The sequence below is a fragment of the Lachnoanaerobaculum orale genome (assembly GCF_003862485.1).
GTDB lineage: Bacteria > Bacillota > Clostridia > Lachnospirales > Lachnospiraceae > Lachnoanaerobaculum > Lachnoanaerobaculum orale.
In genome coordinates, this window is sequence record NZ_RRCM01000001.1 from 1,195,135 (window position 1) to 1,214,378 (window position 19,244).

Sequence of the window (19,244 nt, forward strand, 5' to 3'; positions counted from 1 at the left end):
AATGTTTAGGGGCTGTGAAATAAGTCCCCAAAAGAAATAGGACCATTCGCTCATGCGAAAGGTCCTATTTTTGTGGTAAAATTAACTTGGAATGAAAAATTTNNNNGTTTAGGGGCTGTGAAATAAGTCCCCAAAAGAAATAGGACCATTCGCTCATGCGAAAGGTCCTATTTTTGTGGTAAAATTAACTTGGAATGAAAAATTTACCCAATACCTATTGTAATTCAAAACAAGAATATTTTCCACTGTTTCTTTCAGATTGTTTGGATCTGATGGATCCTGTTTTAACATTTGACAGATTGATAGGAGGAATCGATTTAAACAAGTATCTGACGGATATTCCGGAGTACACAACCGGACGACGCAGATATAATCCGGTCAACATGTTAAAGACAGTACTTTTCGGATTTATGACTAGCGGTTACTGCTCTCTGAGAAAACTTGAAGACAACTGCAAAGTTAATATCAGGTTCATTTATCTCATGGATTACCGGACTCCGTCATACAGAACCTTTGGATATTTCATCAATAAAATACTTAAAGATAAGATTGAAAACATTTTTAACGATATCAATCATGCTATCTTTAACGAGGAGCATGTAGATCTGCAACATCTCTACATCGACGGCTCCAAGTTTGAAGCAAACGCAAACAAGTATACCTGGGTATGGAAGAAGGCTACCGAAAAGTTCCGTTACAAGCTTTACGAAAAAATCACTGCGGAGATTGAGGAAATTAATGCAGAAATCGCATGGAGTGGGGTGCAGATCACAACAAACACAGAGTATGTACCGGATTATCTGAATGAAATCGTTGAGCAGCTGGTACTTTTATGGGAACTGGATACAAGTACATTCGTTTAAGGAAGCGGAAAGCGAAAATCCAAAGAACAGCGTCATTATGAACACTTAACTACTTTCTGTCAAAAACTTCAAGAATACATACAAAAAATTGAAATCTGTGGTCCTGACCGAAATAGTTACTCTAAAACAGATAGCTCAGCTACCTTTATGCGTATCAAAACTGATTACATGGGCAATGATCAGCTTCTGCCGGCATATAATGTACAGATTGGTGTAGCAGATGAATATATTGCAGTTGTTGACGTTAACCATTATCGTTCAGATATGGATTGTTTCGTTCCTATGATGGATCACTTCAAACAAACTTATGGATTCTATCCCAAATATCCTGTGGCAGATGCCGGATATGGCTCATACAATAATTATATTTTCTGTGAACAGAACGGAATTGAAAAGTATATGAAATTTCCAATGTTTAAAAAGGAAACTAAGGATCGGAAATATCATGAAGATCCATTTCGTGCAGTTAACTTCAGAATTGATGAACAAGGAGTCATGAGATGTCCTAACGATAAAGCATTCCATTTTTTATGCAGAAAAGGTGTGAGGGGAAATCAGTACGGACGCAAGGAAGAACTGTATGAATGCGAAGACTGTAGCGGATGTCCATATGCAAAGAAATGTAAGAAGACAGATAAGAATCGAACTGTTCGGATCAATCAGGAACTAACTTCCATGCATAAGGAAGTAATAGAAAACCTTGAAAGTATCCACGGTGCGTTATTGAGAATGAATCGTTCGATACAAGCAGAAGGTACTTTCGGAATTATGAAAAGCGACCGTTGGTACAAGAGAATTGTCCGAAGAGGTATTCATTCAGTCAAACTGGAAGTTTTACTCGTGGCGATAGGCCATAATTTATATAAATATCAGAAAAAAAGACAAGAAACAGAACTGCCGCATAGATTTAAAAAAAGAATTTCTATGGGGTAGGGAAAGTGCGCTTTTCTTGCGTATGATTTCAGTCATTTATACACAATAATTACAAAAGGGAGATGCGAAAAAACTCTATAGAGTTTTTTCACACCCCCTATTTTTAATGTAAAGACTATGATTTTATGATATAATTTTTATAAATTATCCGGTTTATTTTAGTAGTAAATAATTTTGTGGGGTGTGTATGGAAGAGATTTTGAAAAAGGTATTTATTGAGAAATATAAATACAGTATCGTAATAGCGATATCATATTATATATTGCCGTTTTTGGTTTATATAGTACCGGTAGAAGACCCGTTTGACAGAGCCATTCTATTTGCTTATATCGTAATAGCCGCTATACCGCTTATTTTACTTGTTTTATCTATAATATTTGCAATGAGTAACAGGTTTCATTGGTACTTTTCATTTAGGATATTTATTTTATGTTTGGCTTATATGCTGTTTACCGGTATCGGTATACTTATGTTTTGTGTAGGATATTTTATAGTAAGCGTAATAGGACAATGCATAGGAGCATTTATTAGGGATCATAAACTGTAATAAACAGGCATCCATATCGTGATTTTCTCCATTGACATTGCCTTAGGGTTTTGGTATTATGGAGTGGCAGTAACGCCTATACATGAGATATGGATACTCCAACCTTACCTTATGTATACGGTAAGATTTATTTAAAGGAGAAAGAAAATGATTACAAAAGAGAAAAAGACAGCTATCATGGAAGAGTATGCAAGAAAAGCAGGCGATACAGGTTCACCTGAGGTTCAGATAGCAGTTCTTACAGCAAGAATCACAGAGCTTACAGAGCATTTGAAGGCAAATCCTAAGGACCATCACTCAAGAAGAGGTCTTTTGAAGATGGTAGGTAAGAGAAGAAATCTTTTACAGTATCTTAAGAATAAGGATCTTGAGGGCTATCGTGCACTTATAGAGAAGCTTGGACTTAGAAAGTAATAAAAGTCTTCGGTTTCACAGATTTCGTTCAAGGAAAATTCTTTAGAAACCTGTTGTGATTATAGTATCATTGGTGGAGAGTTTTTCTCCACCTTTTTTATAATTTTATTTATGGCTTGTAGCCGAAGCTAGTGATAAATACTAAAACGATTTAGTACTTATCACTAGTTCATATTTTTATGTTTCAAGAAGAGCACTTCTCGAATATCGGCAAGCCAAAAGGAGATGAAATGAGTAAGGAATTTAAGAGTTATTCAATGGAACTTGCAGGTCGTACTCTGAGAGTTGATATCGGAAGAGTGGCTGCACAGGCAAACGGTGCCGCATTTATGCACTACGGAGATACAACGGTACTATCTACAGCTACGGCATCTGATAAACCTAGAGACGGTATCGACTTCTTCCCGCTTTCTGTAGAATACGAAGAGAAGATGTACGCTGTAGGAAAGATGCCGGGAGGATACAACAAAAGAGAGGGTAAGGCAAGTGAGAATGCAATACTTACCTCGAGAGTAATTGACAGACCTATGCGTCCGCTTTTTCCTAAGGATTACAGAAACGATGTTACACTTAATAATCTTGTATTGTCTGTAGACCCTGATTGTTCACCTGAGCTTACGGCGATGCTCGGTTCTGCAATAGCAACAGCTATTTCAGACATTCCGTTTGACGGACCTTGTGCTACAACACAGATAGGTATGGTAGGCGGTTTCTTTGTTGTAAACCCTAATGAAGAGCAGATGGCAGTATCAGACCTTAAGCTGACGGTGGCATCTACAAGAGACAAAGTAATAATGATTGAAGCGGGTGCAAATGAGATACCTGATGAAAAGATGGTGGAGGCTATCTATAAGGCCGATTCCGTAAATAAAGAAATTATTGCATTTATCGACAAGATAGTTGCGGAAGTCGGCAAAGAAAAGCACTCATATACGGCATTCACCATTCCTGAGGAACTTAGTGCCGCAATCAAGGAGATTGTACCGCAGGATGAGATGGAAAAGGCTGTTTTTACAGATGAAAAGCAGATAAGAGAAGAAAACATCAAAGCTATAACACAGAAGCTTGAAGAGGCTTTTGCCGATAAGGAAGAGTGGTTGCCGCTTCTTGGTGAGGCAATCTATCAGTATCAGAAAAAGACTGTAAGAAAGATGATTCTAAAGGATCAGAAGAGACCTGACGGAAGAGCTATGACTCAGATTCGTCCGCTTGCAGCGGAGGTTGACCTTATACCTAGAGTACACGGTTCGGCTATGTTTACAAGAGGACAGACTCAGATTTGCAATATAGTTACACTTGCACCGCTTGCAGAGGCACAAAAGGTTGACGGACTTAATCAATCCGAGACTACAAAGAGATATATTCACCAGTACAACTTCCCTTCTTACTCTGTAGGAGAGACAAGACCTTCAAGAGGACCGGGAAGAAGAGAGATAGGACATGGTGCATTGGCTGAGAGAGCGCTTATTCCTGTACTTCCTACTCCTGAAGAGTTCCCGTATGCCATCAGATCAGTGTCTGAGACTTTCGAGTCAAACGGTTCAACATCTATGGCGTCCACATGTTCATCATGTATGTCTCTTATGGCTGCCGGTGTTCCGATAAAGAAGATGGTGGCAGGTATATCATGCGGACTTGTAACAGGTGATTCAGATGACGATTATGTATTACTTACAGATATTCAGGGACTTGAAGATTTCTTCGGAGATATGGACTTTAAGGTGACCGGAACAGACAGCGGTATTACAGCTATACAGATGGATATCAAGATTCACGGACTTACAAAGGACATTGTAGAGGGTGCAATAAGAAGATGCCATGAGGCAAGAGACTTTATCATGGAGACTTGTATGAAGCCGTGTATTGCGGAGCCTAGAAAAGAAATAAGCAAGTATGCACCTAAGATTGCACAGATTCAGATAAATCCTTCAAAGATCGGTGACGTTGTAGGTAAGCAGGGAAAAACTATCAATAAGATTATTGAGGACACCGGCGTAAAGATTGATATCAGCGAAGAAGGTTTGGTATCCGTTTCAGGTACTGATCAGGCTATGATTGACAAGGCCATCGACATTATAAGAGGTATTACAATAGAGATAGAAGCCGGAATGGTTATGCAGGGCAAGGTAGTCCGTATACTTGAGTTCGGTGCGTTTGTAGAATTGGCACCGGGTAAAGACGGCATGGTTCATATATCAAAGCTTTCAGACAGCAGAGTCGAGAAGGTTGAAGATGTGGTAAAGGTAGGCGATGATGTGACAGTGAAGGTAATTAAGGTTGACCCTATAAAGGGAAGAATAGATCTTTCTATGAAGCCTTCAGACATTATCTAAAATAAATTTTGCAGAGAAAGGTGGGACTATGGAAGAGAATATAAAAGAAATACTATTTGATCTTGTATCAAGAAAACAGTTCCGACAATTAAAAGAAAAACTCTGCGATATGAATGAGTTTGATATTGCTTCATTTATGGAGGAGCTGGATTCCGAAAAGCAGATAATTGTTTTCAGAATGTTGCCAAAAGAGCTTGCAAGTGATGTATTTGCCTGCTTGGAGGTGGATACTCAGGGACATATAATAAACGGCATTACAGATAAAGAGTTGGCTTATATAATTGAAGAGCTGTATGTGGATGATGCCGTAGATATGCTTGAGGAGCTGCCGGCTACAGTTGTAAAAAGAGTTTTACAAAATGCCGCTCCAAGTACAAGACTTCAGATAAATGAATTTTTAAAGTATCCTGAAAATTCGGCAGGGTCTATAATGACTGCGGAGTATATAGGTTTGAAAAAGAGTATGACCGTAGAGGAAGCTTTTGCCTATATCAGAAAACACGGCTATGATAAAGAGACGATATATACCTGCTATGTAATGGATGCAAAAAGAATGCTGGAAGGCGTAGTAACAGTAAAAGACCTTTTGATGAGTGACTATGAAGTCAAGATGGAAGACATTATGGACACAAATGTCATAAAGGCCGTTACTACAGATGATAAGGAGGAAATAGCAGACCTGTTTAACAAATACGATCTGCTCTCGCTTCCTGTGGTCGACCATGAAAACAGGCTGGTAGGTATTGTCACCATTGACGATGCTGTGGATGTAATGGAAGAAGAGGCCACAGAGGACTTTGAGAAGATGGCGGCTATGCACCCGTCTGAAAAGCCTTATCTTAAGACAGGCGTTTTTGAGCTTGCAAAGAATCGAATCGTGTGGCTGCTTGTACTTATGATAAGTTCAATGCTTACAGGCGGTATACTTACAAGATACGAGGATGCGTTTAAGGTAATGCCTCTTTTGGTATCATTTGTTCCTATGCTTACGGATACAGGCGGTAATGCCGGTTCACAGTCATCTACAATGATTATCCGTGGTATGACCATCGGTGAGATAGCAAGTTCAGATATACTGAAAGTTATCTGGAAAGAAGCAAGGGTTTCTGTTATCGTAGGTATAATTTTGGGTGCCGTCAACTTTATAAGGCTTGTAGCACAGTATCCGGGACAGCCTCTTGTAGCACTTACAGTAGTACTGGCACTTTTTGCTACGGTATTTGTGGCCAAGGTTATAGGCGGTATGCTTCCTATTGCCGCAAAGAAATTGCATCTTGACCCGGCTATTATGGCTGCTCCGCTTATCACGACAATAGTTGATGCGGTATCGCTTGTGATCTATTTCCAGATTGCGGTTGAACTTTTACATATCAAATAATTTTTAAATCTTTCTTAGGCTAAACTCCGAAAAGTTTAGCCTTTTTTCATTATTTATACACTTATTTGTGTTAGAATATATATATCAATATAAAAAGGATATATGCAATGAATATATATGGCAACTATGAAAAATATTTGGACATGATATTGGACGAATTTTCAAAGAGAGTCTATAAACTTAATGATGAATACAAGTTAAAAACCGGATATAAACTCTTTGAACATTTTATCTCAAGGATAAAGACTGATGAAAGCATGATTGAAAAGTGTAAAAGAAAGGGCTTTGAGGTAAGTACGCACAGTGCACTCAAAGAAATCAAAGATGCAATAGGTGTAAGGATAGTTTGCGGCTTTGTAGATGATATATATACTCTTGTAGGTCTGTTTAAGGATATGGAAAATATCAATGTTGTAGAGGAAAAAGATTATATACTTAATGTAAAGCCGAACGGCTATCGTTCATATCATATGATACTTGAAGTGATTACACCCTATCCTGATTGTGACAGCAATGAAAACGGAATATATTACATTGAGATTCAGTTAAGGACTATTGCAATGGATTCATGGGCGTCGCTTGAACATCAGATGAAGTATAAGAAAAATATAACCAACCATGAAAGAATCACAAAGGAGCTTAAAAGATGTGCTGATGAGCTTGCTTCCTGTGATTTGAATATGCAGACAATAAGAAAATTGATAGAGGAAGGATAGAGATGAGAATTTTATTGGCGGAAGATGAAGCGGCACTGTCAAAGGCGTATGCGCAAGTACTTATAATGCAAGGCTATGAAGTTGAGCCGGTATATGACGGAGAAGCCGCTTTGGAAGCTGCAAACAGCGGCACATATGATTTGATGATTTTTGATGTTATGATGCCTAAGATGAGCGGACTTGAGGTATTAAGGGCATTAAGAGAGGCCGGAAATACTACATATGTTATTATGCTTACCGCTATGAGTGAACTTGATGACAAGATTGAAGGTCTTGAATCAGGTGCGGATGAGTACCTTACAAAGCCGATACCGCTAAAAGAGTTGGCGGCCAGAGTTCGTTCTCTTGAGAGAAGAATAGACACAAATTATAACGAGAATGTACTTACATTCGGCAGTGTGAAGCTGAATGTGTCACAACAGGAGCTGTCGGCCAAAAATTCCATAATATTGGCAGGTAAAGAAACCAAGCTTATGGAAGTTCTTATGTTGAACAAGAATAAAAAGCTTTCGACCGAGTATATATACAATCATGTATGGAGCAAGGATGATGACTCCGATACAGGATATGTTTGGATATATATTTCATATCTGAAGCAGAAGTTAAAGGCAATCAATGCAAATGTTGATATTTTAGGAGAGGAAAACAGAGAGTTTGAACTTGTAGAGGTGTGATTTGTTTAGAAGACTTCGTTTACAATTCATTGTGGTAGCTACGATAGCGGTAAGCATAATGCTTATATCGGTAATAGGCATTTTGAATGCTTCAAAGTATGCAACAAGTGAAAAAAGAATAAATAAAATTTTGGATTTGTTGTCTGAGAATAACGGAGTTCTACCCGATGAAGAAGTAGTGGAGAAGATTCTCGGCAGAAAGACAAATCCGGATATAATAGTTCAGTACAGATATTTCAGTGCTTATGTGGACAGCAGCAATAAGGTAATCACTATGAACACTGAGCATATAGCGAATCTTTCGGATACCGATGTTATTTTTTATGTAAAAAAGATTTTATCGGGTAATAATAAATACGGCAACTTCACGACCACAGAGGGACAGAAGTTTGCATATAAGTTGAATTTACATGATGATGAAAGCAAGCTGATTGTGGTGCTTGATACTACAAGCTATATAGAGGACAGAGCGGATTTGATAGATACATCGGTCTTTATTTTCTTTTCAAATCTTGTTTTTTTCATCATTATATTTGTGATTTTTTCAGGTAAAGTAATGATGCCTTTTATGGAAAACTACAAAAATCAAAAGGCTTTTATTACAAATGCGGGGCATGAGTTAAAGACTCCTTTGGCTATAATCTCGGCAAACAATGAGCTTTGTGAGATGATAGGCGGAGAAAATGAGTGGACAAAGAGCACCAAAGAGCAGGTCGAGCGTATGACGGATCTGATAAACAGGCTTGTGGTGCTGGCAAGGTTTGAAGAAAAATCAAATGTAATTGAAAAAAATATAAATTTTTCAGATATAGTAACGAAGTCATCAAAATCATTCAAATCATTGGCTATAAAAGGAGGCAAGAATTTTGAATCGGATATTCAAAATGATATCTGTATTATGGGAGATGACGGTGCCGTATATGAACTTGTAAATATACTGATAGATAATGCAAACAAATACTGTGATAAGGGCGGAACTATCGGAGTTAAGCTTATGGTGCACGGTATCACCTTTAAAAAGGCGAAGCTTGTAGTAAGTAATACTTACAGAGACGGTAAGAATGTGGACTATTCAAAGTTTTTTGACAGATTCTACAGAGAGGACAAGTCACATAACAGCAGTGTTTCGGGTTACGGAGTAGGACTTTCCATCGCCGGAAATATTATAAACAGGCACAAGGGTAAAATACATGTCACATATAAGAATGATATTATTTATTTTAATGTATATTTTAATATGGTAACGAATACAGAATAAAATTTACTAATCATTTAAAGAGTATATTGTTTAGACTTTTGAATTGATTTTATAAAATGTATATAATATAATACAGCTTTATGATTTATTTTCAAACAGGAGGTTTTTATGAATCCGTTTTTGTTGGTAGCTGTAAAGCTTTTAATAGGCTTTTTTGCATTGGTAATAATAATAAACATATCAGGTAAGGGTAACTTGGCACCTTCATCAGCAAGTGACCAGATTGTAAATTATGTGCTTGGTGGCATTATCGGTGGTGTTATATATAACAGCAGTGTACGTATACTTGATTTTATTGCAATATTATGTATATGGTGCATTCTGGTGCTGGGCTTAAAATGGATAAAGACACATAATGTAAAGGCTAAACAGTTAATAGACGGTAAGGCCTTAACAATAATAGATGGCGGAAAAATAATTGTTGAAAATTGTAAAAAGGCAGGCTTATCCGCTCATGATGTTTCTTTTAAATTGCGTACAAACGGAATTTATTCAACAAAGGATGTAAAGAGGGCCGTACTTGAGCAAAACGGACAATTGATTTTAATTCAGTCAGGTGAGGAAAACCCTAAGTTCCCTGTTATTACAGACGGTCAGGTACAATCTGATATACTCGAGGTAATAGGTAAGGACGAGGATTGGCTTCTTGAAGAGCTGAAAAAGCAAGGTATAGAAAAATACAGTGATGTATTTTTAGGAGAATATGTTAATAATTCTCTAATACTTACAATTGACAAATAAAAGCATTTTTTATAGGGCTCGGAATTATTATTTTACCGGTTATATTGTCAATACCGGTATTACTTTTAGGCACAATGCTTGGAGGTGAAGGTGAAATATCACCTGTACTTACTCAGGTGTTTGCAATTGTAATGTTGATGATTCCAAATTTATTCACAGTAGAAGGCGGAATCTTTATGGTTCTGCTCGGTTTGATTTTTTATATTTTCAGAACAAACAGAAAAGTACAATTTTTAGTATTGATAATTCTAAGTTTTCTTGTTTTTTATACCAATCGTACAGGAGTACAGTGGATGATGGTATTTGCAATTATTCCGCTATATTTTTATAACGGAGAAAAGGGAAGAGGAGATAAAAATTTCTTTTATATATTCTATCCTGTACATATTTATATATTGTATATAGTAGCAAGCTTATTACATTAGGAAACTACTTATAAAAGTACAATCGGAAAACGGATGCAATGATATAAAATATTTTAATAAAAAGTAAAAAGTCGCTTGACAAATGTTTTTTTATTTGGTATCCTCTTTAAGGTAAAACGACCGTAGACAGTAGGTGCCTTAGGCGTAAGTATTGTATCGCCTACCGAGGAAGTGACTAAGTACTTGATGTATTATCACTCTCTGTCTTTGCGGCAGAGAGTTTTTGTTACACTTATAGAGCTTTTACGGGTTTTACTGAAACTATAAAGGAGGTTAGAAATGGCAAAAATCGAATTAAAACAGCCTATAGTTAAGGAAATTGCTGAGCTTTTAGACGGTGCACAGGCAGCTGTAGTCGTTGATTACCGTGGCCTTAGTGCTGAGCAGGATACAAAGCTTCGTAAGGAACTTAGAAAAGCAGGTGTAACTTATAAGGTTTATAAGAACACAATGATTCGTATAGCCGCTAAGGGTACTCCATTTGAGACACTTGACAGTTCACTTGAAGGACCTACAGCAATTGCAGTTTCAAAAGAAGATGCAACTGCACCGGCAAGAATACTTTACAATTTCTCTAAGACAGCTCCGGACCTTGAGTTAAAGGCCGGTGTAGTAGACGGTGTTACATATGACCAGGACGGAATCAAGGTTATAGCTACAATACCGTCAAGAGACGAGTTGATTGGAAGACTTCTTGGAAGCATTCAGTCACCTATTACAAACTTCGCTCGTGTGCTTAATCAGATCGCTGAGAGCAAAGAAGCGGAAGCATAAAAAAACATATAATGGAGGATTATTAAATGGCAAAGTTAACAACTGCAGAGTTTATCGATGCAATTAAGGAATTATCAGTTCTTGAATTAAATGAGCTTGTAAAGGCTTGTGAGGAAGAGTTTGGCGTATCAGCAGCAGCAGGCGTTGTTGTAGCAGCAGCAGGTGCAGGCGCAGCAGCAGCTGAGGAGAAGACAGAGTTCGATGTAGAGCTTACAGCAACAGGTGACCAGAAGGTTAAGGTTATCAAGGTTGTTCGTGAGGTTACAGGACTTGGACTTAAGGAAGCAAAGGATCTTGTTGACGGAGCTCCTAAGGTTCTTAAGACAGAGGTTTCTAAGGAAGAGGCTGAGGGTATCAAGAAGCAGCTTGAAGAAGTTGGAGCACAGGTTACTCTTAAGTAATTTAATAAAATTTCGGGCGATTGCGTTGCAGTCGCCTTTTTTATTTGTGCCGATATATGATATAATGTTCCCACTAAGATTAGAAAGGAAAGCATATTTATGATAATGCTCAAAAATGTCAGACTTCTTGATCCGCAGACAAGAACCGATGATATAAGAGATATACTGATATCTGAGGGAAGAGTTAGAAAGATAGATAAAGACCTCTATCTTGATGCGACACTTATGGCAAGGGCCAACGGTGAGAGACTTAAGGTATATGACTGCACAGGTCTTTGTGCCGCTCCGGGATTTGTAGATGTACATGTTCACCTTAGAGAACCGGGTTTTGAATACAAAGAGGATATAGAAAGCGGTGCAAGAGCTGCTGCAAGGGGAGGATTCACAACTATTGTGGCAATGGCAAATACGAAACCTCCTATTGATACGCCTGAGAGAGTGTTTGAAGTACTGAAAAAGGGAAAAAAGACTCCTATCAATGTAAAGACCTGTGCCTGTATCACAAAGGGTATGAAGGGTGAGGAACTGGCGGATATGAAGGAACTGCGAGAAGCCGGAGCTGTAGGATTTACAGATGACGGCAGACCGATGCTTGATGAGAATCTAACAAGAGAGGCTATGAGATGTGCCAGAAGTATAAAAATGCCTCTTTCATTTCATGAAGAAGACCCTAAATATATCAAGGAAAACGGTATCAATCACGGATACCCTTCAGATGAGATGCATATATACGGGTCCGACAGAATGGCTGAGATCTCAATGGTGGAAAGAGACTGTAAGCTTGCAAGAGAAACCGGCGCTACAATAAGTATTCAACATATCAGCGCAAAGGAGAGTGTGGAACTTGTAAGAAAGGCAAAGAAAATGGGACTTCGTGTATTTGCAGAGGCTACACCGCATCATTTTTCACTGATTGACAAAGATGTAATAAAATACGGCACATTGGCAAAGATGAATCCTCCTCTAAGAGAGGAAGCGGACAGGATGGCTATTATCGAAGGACTTAAAGACGGCACTATAGATATTATTGCTACGGACCACGCTCCTCACTCTAAAGAAGAAAAGGACAGAGACTTTGTAGATGCACCAAGCGGTATAATAGGTCTTGAGACAAGTTTTTCTTTGGGGATTATGAATCTTGTAAAACCGGGATATCTTTCACTTATGGAGCTTATAAATAAGATGAGTTATCAGCCTGCCAGACTCTACAATATGGACAGAGGGGTTTTAAGAGAAGATGAGATAGCAGATATTGTAGTCTTTGATGTTAATAAAGAGTGGAAGTATGATAAAAGTGAGAGTAAGTCAAGCAACTCACCTTGGCTTGGTGCCACTTTACAAGGTAAGATAGTCTATACTATTTGTCACGGAAATGTGGTATATGAGAACTTGGAATAAAATTTAAGGAGACAATATGAAGGACAACAATTGTGCGTACTGTATGCAGGGAGAGCTTGTAGAAAAATTCGGTTATCCGGTAGGTAAGATGCCAAGCGGATACCTTTATATCTTTAAAGAACAAAGTAAGATGGGCAGATTGATACTTGCATACAAAGATCATGTAAGTGAAATAGTTGATATTTCAGATGAGGAAAGAAATCAATTTTTTGAAGATGTCAATAAGGTTGCAAAGGCTATACATAAGATTTTCTCACCTAGCAAGGTAAATTACGGAATGTACGGAGATACGGGATGCCATTTACATATGCATCTTGTTCCTAAGTATGAAGGGGGAGATGAGTGGGGATCTACCTTTACTATGAATCCTGATAAGAAGTACTTAAAGGAAAATGAATACGAAGAAATGGCAAAGATTCTTAGAAGAGAACTTAAAATATAGTTTTGAGGCTGTCAAATGACAGCTTCTTTTATACAACGAGAAACAGCAGTCTCACGACTGCTGCTTCCCTGTTAGAGTGATATAGGAGTGCATAATGCACATTTTGTAGTGAGAGGTCAACGCAAGAAAACTCTCAACTACGGGTATTATAATAGCATAACTGAGAAGTTTATGCAATAGGAAAAAAGTTAATAAATTATGAACATTAGGTAATAATAGTGACATAAGTACAGTGAAGAGTACAATTATTTTGTGCAACTTAACTCGAGTAAATAATATTATATGTTTTTTGTCAACTTCTAATATAAAAATGTTGGTTAAAATATATAAAAATGGTGAGTGAATATAAAAACTTGAAAAGGTATAACTATGTTGCATATCATCAATTACATAGAGTACTGATAGGTTTATGCGAAGATTTATTTTTTTGTAAGCCTTTTGTAAGCTGCAAAAATCTATAAATATTGTGTTTAAAACATCATTGTGTTATACTATCGCTAGAACATTTATAACTTACTTATATAGCAACGAGCCTTTGGCAAGTTGTAAAACATATTATAGACAATTTTTGATTTGGAGTGTGAGTATGGATGTAATAATAGATTTTCATAGTGAAGAGGCTATATATATACAGTTATGTAATCAGATAATAATCGGCATTGCAACCAATCAGTACAGAGAAGGTGATATGTTGCCTTCAGTAAGACAGATGGCTGAGGATATCGGCATAAATATGCATACGGTGAACAAAGCATATGCTACACTTAAAAGAGAGGGCTTTGTAAAACTTGACAGAAGAAAAGGCGCAATGATAAAAGTGGATGCGGACAAGCTTAGAGTGCTTCGCAATATGAGAAAAGAATTCGGCACTGTAGTGGCAAGAGGTATATGCAACGGTGTTACCAGAGACGAGGCACATGAGTTGATAGATGAACTGTATAATGAGTTTGATGTACAAGAAATCGAGGAGATGTAGACAAAGATGTTATGTGAGAAGTGCAAAATAAGAGAAGCAAATGTCTTTTACACTGAGATAGTAGACGGAGACAAGAAAAATGAACATCATCTGTGTTCACAATGTGCTAAGGATTTGGACCAATATACCGGTTTGTTTGATAAGGACTTCAGTCTTTCAAAGTTGCTTTCGGGAATACTGGGAGATGTATTTGAGAATGATGAAAATAAAGACTACAGACAGATAGTATGCCCTACGTGTAATACAAGTTATGACGACTTTATAAAAAACTCAATGTTCGGCTGTAAGGACTGTTTTGAGGTATTTAACCTGCTTATAAATGACAATATCAAGCAGATTCACGGCAATGATAAGCATGTAGGTAAAATACCGAAAAATTATCACAAAAGCGACAAGATTTTACCTAAATCGGTAGTTACTGAAAGTATTGAAGCTATTTTCAGTGATGAGGATAAGGAACTTGAAATATTAAAGCAGAAATTGGAGGATGCAATCAAAATAGAGGATTTTGAACAGGCGGCAATATTAAGAGACAAGATAAAAACTATCAAAGAGGACAACGGCGATGTGGTATGATAATGTGGAACTCAGTACGGAGTATAATTACATAAGCAGTAAGATAAGATTTGCAAGAAACTTTGATGATACATTATTTCCCAACAAATTGACTGATATTGAAGCAAAAAAACTTGTAGAAAATACTCTTGGCGAGTTGTCAAATATCTCTGTGGATTTGGGGATGAATACAAGTTCATCCATGTTAAACAGAATTCCTGAGATAGAAAGAATGTCAATGTGTGAAAGAAAGATATTGAACGACACATTGGCAAAAAAGGAGACTCCTACAGGGCTTATATTAAACGACAGTGAAGACATCAGTATAATTATTAACGGAGATGATCATATTCGCTTGCAAACTATGTCATCAGGTATTAAACTATATGACTTGCTTGATAAAGCAAACAAAATTGATGACTACATAGAGGAACATTTTAATTATGCTTTTAATGACAAGTACGGATATTTGACTACATATCCGACAAATATAGGAACAGGGATGCGTGCATCAATATTGCTTCATTTGCCTGCATCCAATAAAAACAAAGGATTTTCAAAGCTTATCGCAAATGCCGGAAGATTCGGTGTATCCATAAGAGGATTGCACGGAGAAGGCAGAGAAAACTTCGGTACACTGTATGAGATAAGCAATTCAAAGACTCTGGGTATTTCTGAAAGAGAGATAATTGATACTGTAACAAAGGTTGCCAATCAATTAAATGAAAATGAAAGAAAGCTTAGAGAAGCCGAGGCTTTGGGAGAAGTGCAAAGGATTGCAAGAGAAGATGAGGCTTATAAGGCATACGGACTTTTAAAATATGCAAGAAAGTTCAACTTACGAGATGCTATGAACTGCCTAAGCCTTCTTATGAAAGGTTGTGCCGACGGTTTTATACAGATAGAATCTCCGCATAAGCTGTATTCAATAATGCTCGGCATACAAACATCAAATATATTAAATATGGCAGGCAGTCCTTTAAGTGAAGATTATATAGAGATACGCAGAGCGGAATATATAAGAGAAAATATAGGAAAATTAAAGTAGAGAGGAAAAATAATGGCGGAAAGATATACATCTCAAGCAAAGGAGGCAATCAGGTGTGCTGAAACGGCAGCCGCAGAATTGTCGCAAAACTATGTCGGTACTGAACATCTGCTTCTCGGACTTGTACAGGAAGGTAGCGGAGTAGCGGCAAGGATACTTGAGAATAACGGAATAACAGAAGAAAAGATATTGAATTTAATAGATCAGCTTATAGTGTCAAACTATAATGTTGCAATAGAGAGTAAGCAAAATTATTCTCCGCTTGCAATAGGTGTGCTGCAGAATGCTTACAGAGAGGCTACAAGATATAAGTCCGCACTTATAGGTACCGAGCATATACTTATAGCAATCATAAAAGACAGTGCCTGCATTGCACATAAGCTGCTTTTGACTATGAACATAAATATTCAAAAGATATATATGGAAATACTGTCTGCAATGGGTGAGGACACTGAGCGAAAAGAAAATTATGAGAGAAAACAGGGTAAATCAAGTTCTCTTTCAACACCTACACTTGACAAATACTCAAGAGATCTTACAGACCTTGCAAGAGAGGGCAGGCTTGACCCTGTGATAGGCAGAGACAATGAGACAAACAGGGTTATGCAGATACTCTCAAGAAGGACAAAGAACAACCCTGTACTTATAGGTGAGCCGGGAGTAGGTAAGACTGCGGTTGTAGAGGGACTTGCGGAGAGAATCGTTTCAAAGGAAGTACCTGATACATTGCTTGATAAAAGACTTGTTACACTTGACCTTCCGGCAATGATTGCAGGTTCAAAGTATCGCGGTGAGTTTGAGGAAAGAATTAAAAAAGTAATAAATGAAGTGCTTAATGCGGGAAATGTATTGCTTTTCCTTGACGAGCTTCATACAATCATAGGTGCGGGCGGTGCTGAAGGTGCCGTTGATGCGTCCAATATATTAAAGCCGCTGCTTGCAAGAGGTGAGCTGCAGCTTATAGGCGCAACGACTATAGATGAGTACAGAAAGCATATTGAAAAGGACTCCGCGCTTGAGAGAAGATTCCAGCCGATAATGGTGGAGGAGCCTTCACTTGAAGATGCCACGAAGATACTTCTCGGGCTTAAGCACAAGTATGAAGAGCATCACGCTGTTTCCATTACCGACAGAGCTATAGAGAGTGCGGTAAAACTTTCAAAAAGATATATCTCGGACAGATTTTTGCCTGACAAGGCTATCGATCTTGTGGATGAGGCGGCTTCAAAGACAAGAATCAGCAACTATATGGAGCCTGAAAAGATCAAAGAGCTGAAAGCCGAAATCGACAAGATGGAAAAAGAAAAAGAAGACGCCGTAGGTGCCGAAGAATTTGAAAGAGCCGGAGAGATAAAAGAAAAGCAGGAAAAGCTTAGAGAAAAGCAGGATAAAATAAGAGAAAAGTGGATGGAGGACAAGAGAAATAAAAAGCTTGTAGTCGATGAAGATGAAATAGCGGATGTTGTAGCCCTCTGGACAAAGATTCCTGTAAAGAAGATAACTGAAAATGATTCTCAAAGGCTAAGTAACCTTGAAAAGGTGCTTCATGAAAGAGTGGTAGGACAACAAGAAGCCGTAAGTGCGGTAGCCAGAGCTATAAGAAGAGGCAGAGTGGGGCTTAAAGATCCTAAGAGGCCTATAGGTTCGTTCTTATTTTTGGGACCTACAGGTGTAGGAAAGACGGAGCTTTCAAAGGCGCTTGCTTACAGTATGTTCGGTTCTGAAAATGCACTTATTCGTGTAGATATGAGTGAGTACATGGAGAAGCACTCCGTTTCAAAGATGGTCGGTTCACCTCCGGGATATGTAGGATATGAGGAGGGCGGACAGCTTTCTGAGAAAGTTCGCAGAAATCCGTACTCTGTAATACTCTTTGACGAGATAGAAAAGGCACATCCTGATGTGTTCAATATACTCTTGCAGGTGCTTGATGACGGACATATAACAGATTCAAGCGGCAGGATGATAGACTTTAAAAATACCGTCATAATACTTACTTCAAATGCAGGTGCTCAAAGGATCGTTGAGCCTAAGCAGCTTGGATTTGCTTCAAGCTCCGATGATAAAAAGGACTATTCCGATATGAAAAACAGTGTTATGGAAGAAGTTAAGCAGATGTTCAAGCCTGAATTCTTAAACAGAATTGACGAGACTATAGTATTCCATCAGTTGACTAAAGAAAACTTAAAAGAGATTCTTGATATACTGCTTAATGAAATCAATTCAAGACTGGATGAGCAGATGCAGATGAATCTAAGACTTAGCGATAAGGCAAAGGAATTCCTTATAGATAAGGGGTATGATAAAAAGTACGGTGCAAGGCCTCTAAAGCGTGCATTGCAAAATGAGATAGAGGACAGAATGGCTGAGCAAATCCTGCTTGGCAATATAAAGCAGGGCGATAAAATAAAGATAGATTGTAAGGGAGAGGGTAAGGATAGAGAACTTACATTTAAGCCTGTTATCAAGCGATCAAAGCCTAAGCATATGATCACAGATTCTTTTTAGAATAAACTCAATTTAATTTAACAGTATTTTGAAAAAATATAAGCTGACTGATAAATGTATACAATTTTCAGTCGGCTTTTTATTTTTATAAAAAAGTTAGGAAATATAAAAGCAAATATATAAAAAATATGATATGATAGATATTACACAGAGATTTGTTGTTATATTTAAGGTGAGTATGATGAATGAAAAAATCATAGAAGTAAAAGGACTGTATAAGTTTTATAAAGCAGGTGAGACGGTGGTACATGCTCTTGACGGACTGGATTTTACTATAAATAAGGGTGAGTTCGTGGCAATAGTCGGTCCCTCAGGTTCAGGAAAGTCTACACTTTTAAATATGCTTGCAGGACTTGAAAAGCCCACAAAGGGCGAGATAATAATAAACGGTAAACATCTTGAGAAACTTAAAGAAAACCAGCTTGTTGCGTTTAGAAGAAATAATGTGGGCTTTATTTTCCAATCTTATAATCTTTTGCCCACTATGAATGCGCTTGACAATGTGGCGCTTCCGCTTGTATTTAGAGGGGTGGACGTAAAGAAGCGAATTGAAATTGCAAAAAAATATCTGACATTAGTGGGACTTGAAAAACAGATATATCAAAACGGAAATGCTATGAGCGGCGGGCAGCAACAAAGAGTGGGAATTGCCAGAGCATTGGCGATGCAGCCCAAAATTATATTTGCAGATGAGCCTACCGGAAACCTTGACACAAAAACAAGTGCGGAGGTACTTGAACTTATGAAGCATATAGTAAAAGAAGAGAATCAGACACTTATTATGGTTACACATGACAATGATATAGCTAAGGTTGCGGACAGACAAATAAGGATCGTGGATGGAAAGGCGGTATAACGAG

Annotated in this window: 18 protein-coding genes, 1 pseudogene and 1 other annotated feature; all 19 genes and pseudogenes read left to right on the forward strand. The window is 37.8% G+C overall.

The features are described 5' to 3' along the window. Nucleotides 1–194 precede the first annotated feature (194 nt). A pseudogene (locus EHW90_RS13930) lies at nt 195–1,768 on the forward strand (IS1182 family transposase). Nucleotides 1,769–1,983: 215 nt separating this feature from the next. Continuing rightward, the gene (locus EHW90_RS05805) at nt 1,984–2,343 is read left to right on the forward strand and encodes a hypothetical protein (RefSeq protein WP_124951958.1); all 360 of its coding nucleotides are present in this window, start codon (nt 1,984–1,986) and stop codon (nt 2,341–2,343) included. Between the two features lie 147 nt (nt 2,344–2,490). Further along, nucleotides 2,491–2,757 (forward strand): 30S ribosomal protein S15, encoded by a 267-nt coding sequence (gene rpsO / locus EHW90_RS05810; RefSeq protein WP_009444716.1) that lies wholly within the window; start codon nt 2,491–2,493, stop codon nt 2,755–2,757. Nucleotides 2,758–2,987: 230 nt separating this feature from the next. Continuing rightward, nucleotides 2,988–5,090: a polyribonucleotide nucleotidyltransferase gene (locus EHW90_RS05815; RefSeq protein ID WP_124951959.1), complete on the forward strand. Its 2,103-nt coding sequence runs from the start codon at nt 2,988–2,990 to the stop codon at nt 5,088–5,090. 28 nt (nt 5,091–5,118) lie between these two features. Next, complete coding sequence (gene mgtE / locus EHW90_RS05820) at nt 5,119–6,468, forward strand: magnesium transporter (protein WP_009444718.1); 1,350 nt, start codon at nt 5,119–5,121, stop codon at nt 6,466–6,468. A 107-nt stretch (nt 6,469–6,575) separates the two neighbouring features. Then, a complete protein-coding gene (locus tag EHW90_RS05825; RefSeq protein WP_124951960.1) occupies nt 6,576–7,184 on the forward strand; it encodes a GTP pyrophosphokinase in 609 nt (202 codons plus the stop codon). A gap of 2 nt (nt 7,185–7,186) precedes the next feature. Next, nucleotides 7,187–7,858 (forward strand): response regulator transcription factor, encoded by a 672-nt coding sequence (locus EHW90_RS05830; protein ID WP_124951961.1) that lies wholly within the window; start codon nt 7,187–7,189, stop codon nt 7,856–7,858. 1 nt (nt 7,859) lies between these two features. Continuing rightward, nucleotides 7,860–9,116 (forward strand): sensor histidine kinase, encoded by a 1,257-nt coding sequence (locus tag EHW90_RS05835; protein ID WP_124951962.1) that lies wholly within the window; start codon nt 7,860–7,862, stop codon nt 9,114–9,116. 108 nt (nt 9,117–9,224) lie between these two features. After that, nucleotides 9,225–9,857 (forward strand): DUF421 domain-containing protein, encoded by a 633-nt coding sequence (locus EHW90_RS05840; RefSeq protein WP_007592062.1) that lies wholly within the window; start codon nt 9,225–9,227, stop codon nt 9,855–9,857. Between the two features lie 44 nt (nt 9,858–9,901). Beyond that, the gene (locus EHW90_RS05845; protein ID WP_243113924.1) at nt 9,902–10,282 is read left to right on the forward strand and encodes a TraX family protein; all 381 of its coding nucleotides are present in this window, start codon (nt 9,902–9,904) and stop codon (nt 10,280–10,282) included. A gap of 102 nt (nt 10,283–10,384) precedes the next feature. Beyond that, nucleotides 10,385–10,518 (forward strand) — a sequence feature (ribosomal protein L10 leader region). 43 nt (nt 10,519–10,561) lie between these two features. Then, nucleotides 10,562–11,056, forward strand: coding sequence for a 50S ribosomal protein L10 (gene rplJ, locus EHW90_RS05850; RefSeq protein ID WP_124951964.1), 495 nt, complete (start codon nt 10,562–10,564; stop codon nt 11,054–11,056). A 26-nt stretch (nt 11,057–11,082) separates the two neighbouring features. Then, complete coding sequence (rplL, locus tag EHW90_RS05855; protein ID WP_060931458.1) at nt 11,083–11,457, forward strand: 50S ribosomal protein L7/L12; 375 nt, start codon at nt 11,083–11,085, stop codon at nt 11,455–11,457. A 99-nt stretch (nt 11,458–11,556) separates the two neighbouring features. Beyond that, nucleotides 11,557–12,855, forward strand: coding sequence for a dihydroorotase (locus EHW90_RS05860; RefSeq protein ID WP_124951965.1), 1,299 nt, complete (start codon nt 11,557–11,559; stop codon nt 12,853–12,855). Nucleotides 12,856–12,871: 16 nt separating this feature from the next. Beyond that, complete coding sequence (locus tag EHW90_RS05865) at nt 12,872–13,297, forward strand: HIT family protein (protein ID WP_124951966.1); 426 nt, start codon at nt 12,872–12,874, stop codon at nt 13,295–13,297. A gap of 586 nt (nt 13,298–13,883) precedes the next feature. Continuing rightward, nucleotides 13,884–14,273, forward strand: coding sequence for a GntR family transcriptional regulator (locus EHW90_RS05870; protein ID WP_009444726.1), 390 nt, complete (start codon nt 13,884–13,886; stop codon nt 14,271–14,273). 6 nt (nt 14,274–14,279) lie between these two features. Beyond that, nucleotides 14,280–14,849 (forward strand): UvrB/UvrC motif-containing protein, encoded by a 570-nt coding sequence (locus EHW90_RS05875; protein ID WP_124951967.1) that lies wholly within the window; start codon nt 14,280–14,282, stop codon nt 14,847–14,849. Continuing rightward, nucleotides 14,839–15,876: an ATP--guanido phosphotransferase gene (locus EHW90_RS05880; protein WP_124951968.1), complete on the forward strand. Its 1,038-nt coding sequence runs from the start codon at nt 14,839–14,841 to the stop codon at nt 15,874–15,876. The genes EHW90_RS05875 and EHW90_RS05880 overlap by 11 nt, the downstream gene beginning before the upstream one ends. Nucleotides 15,877–15,888: 12 nt before the next feature. Further along, complete coding sequence (locus tag EHW90_RS05885) at nt 15,889–18,384, forward strand: ATP-dependent Clp protease ATP-binding subunit (protein WP_124951969.1); 2,496 nt, start codon at nt 15,889–15,891, stop codon at nt 18,382–18,384. A 178-nt stretch (nt 18,385–18,562) separates the two neighbouring features. Beyond that, the gene (locus EHW90_RS05890) at nt 18,563–19,240 is read left to right on the forward strand and encodes an ABC transporter ATP-binding protein (RefSeq protein ID WP_124952645.1); all 678 of its coding nucleotides are present in this window, start codon (nt 18,563–18,565) and stop codon (nt 19,238–19,240) included. The last annotated feature ends 4 nt before the right edge of the window (nt 19,241–19,244 follow it).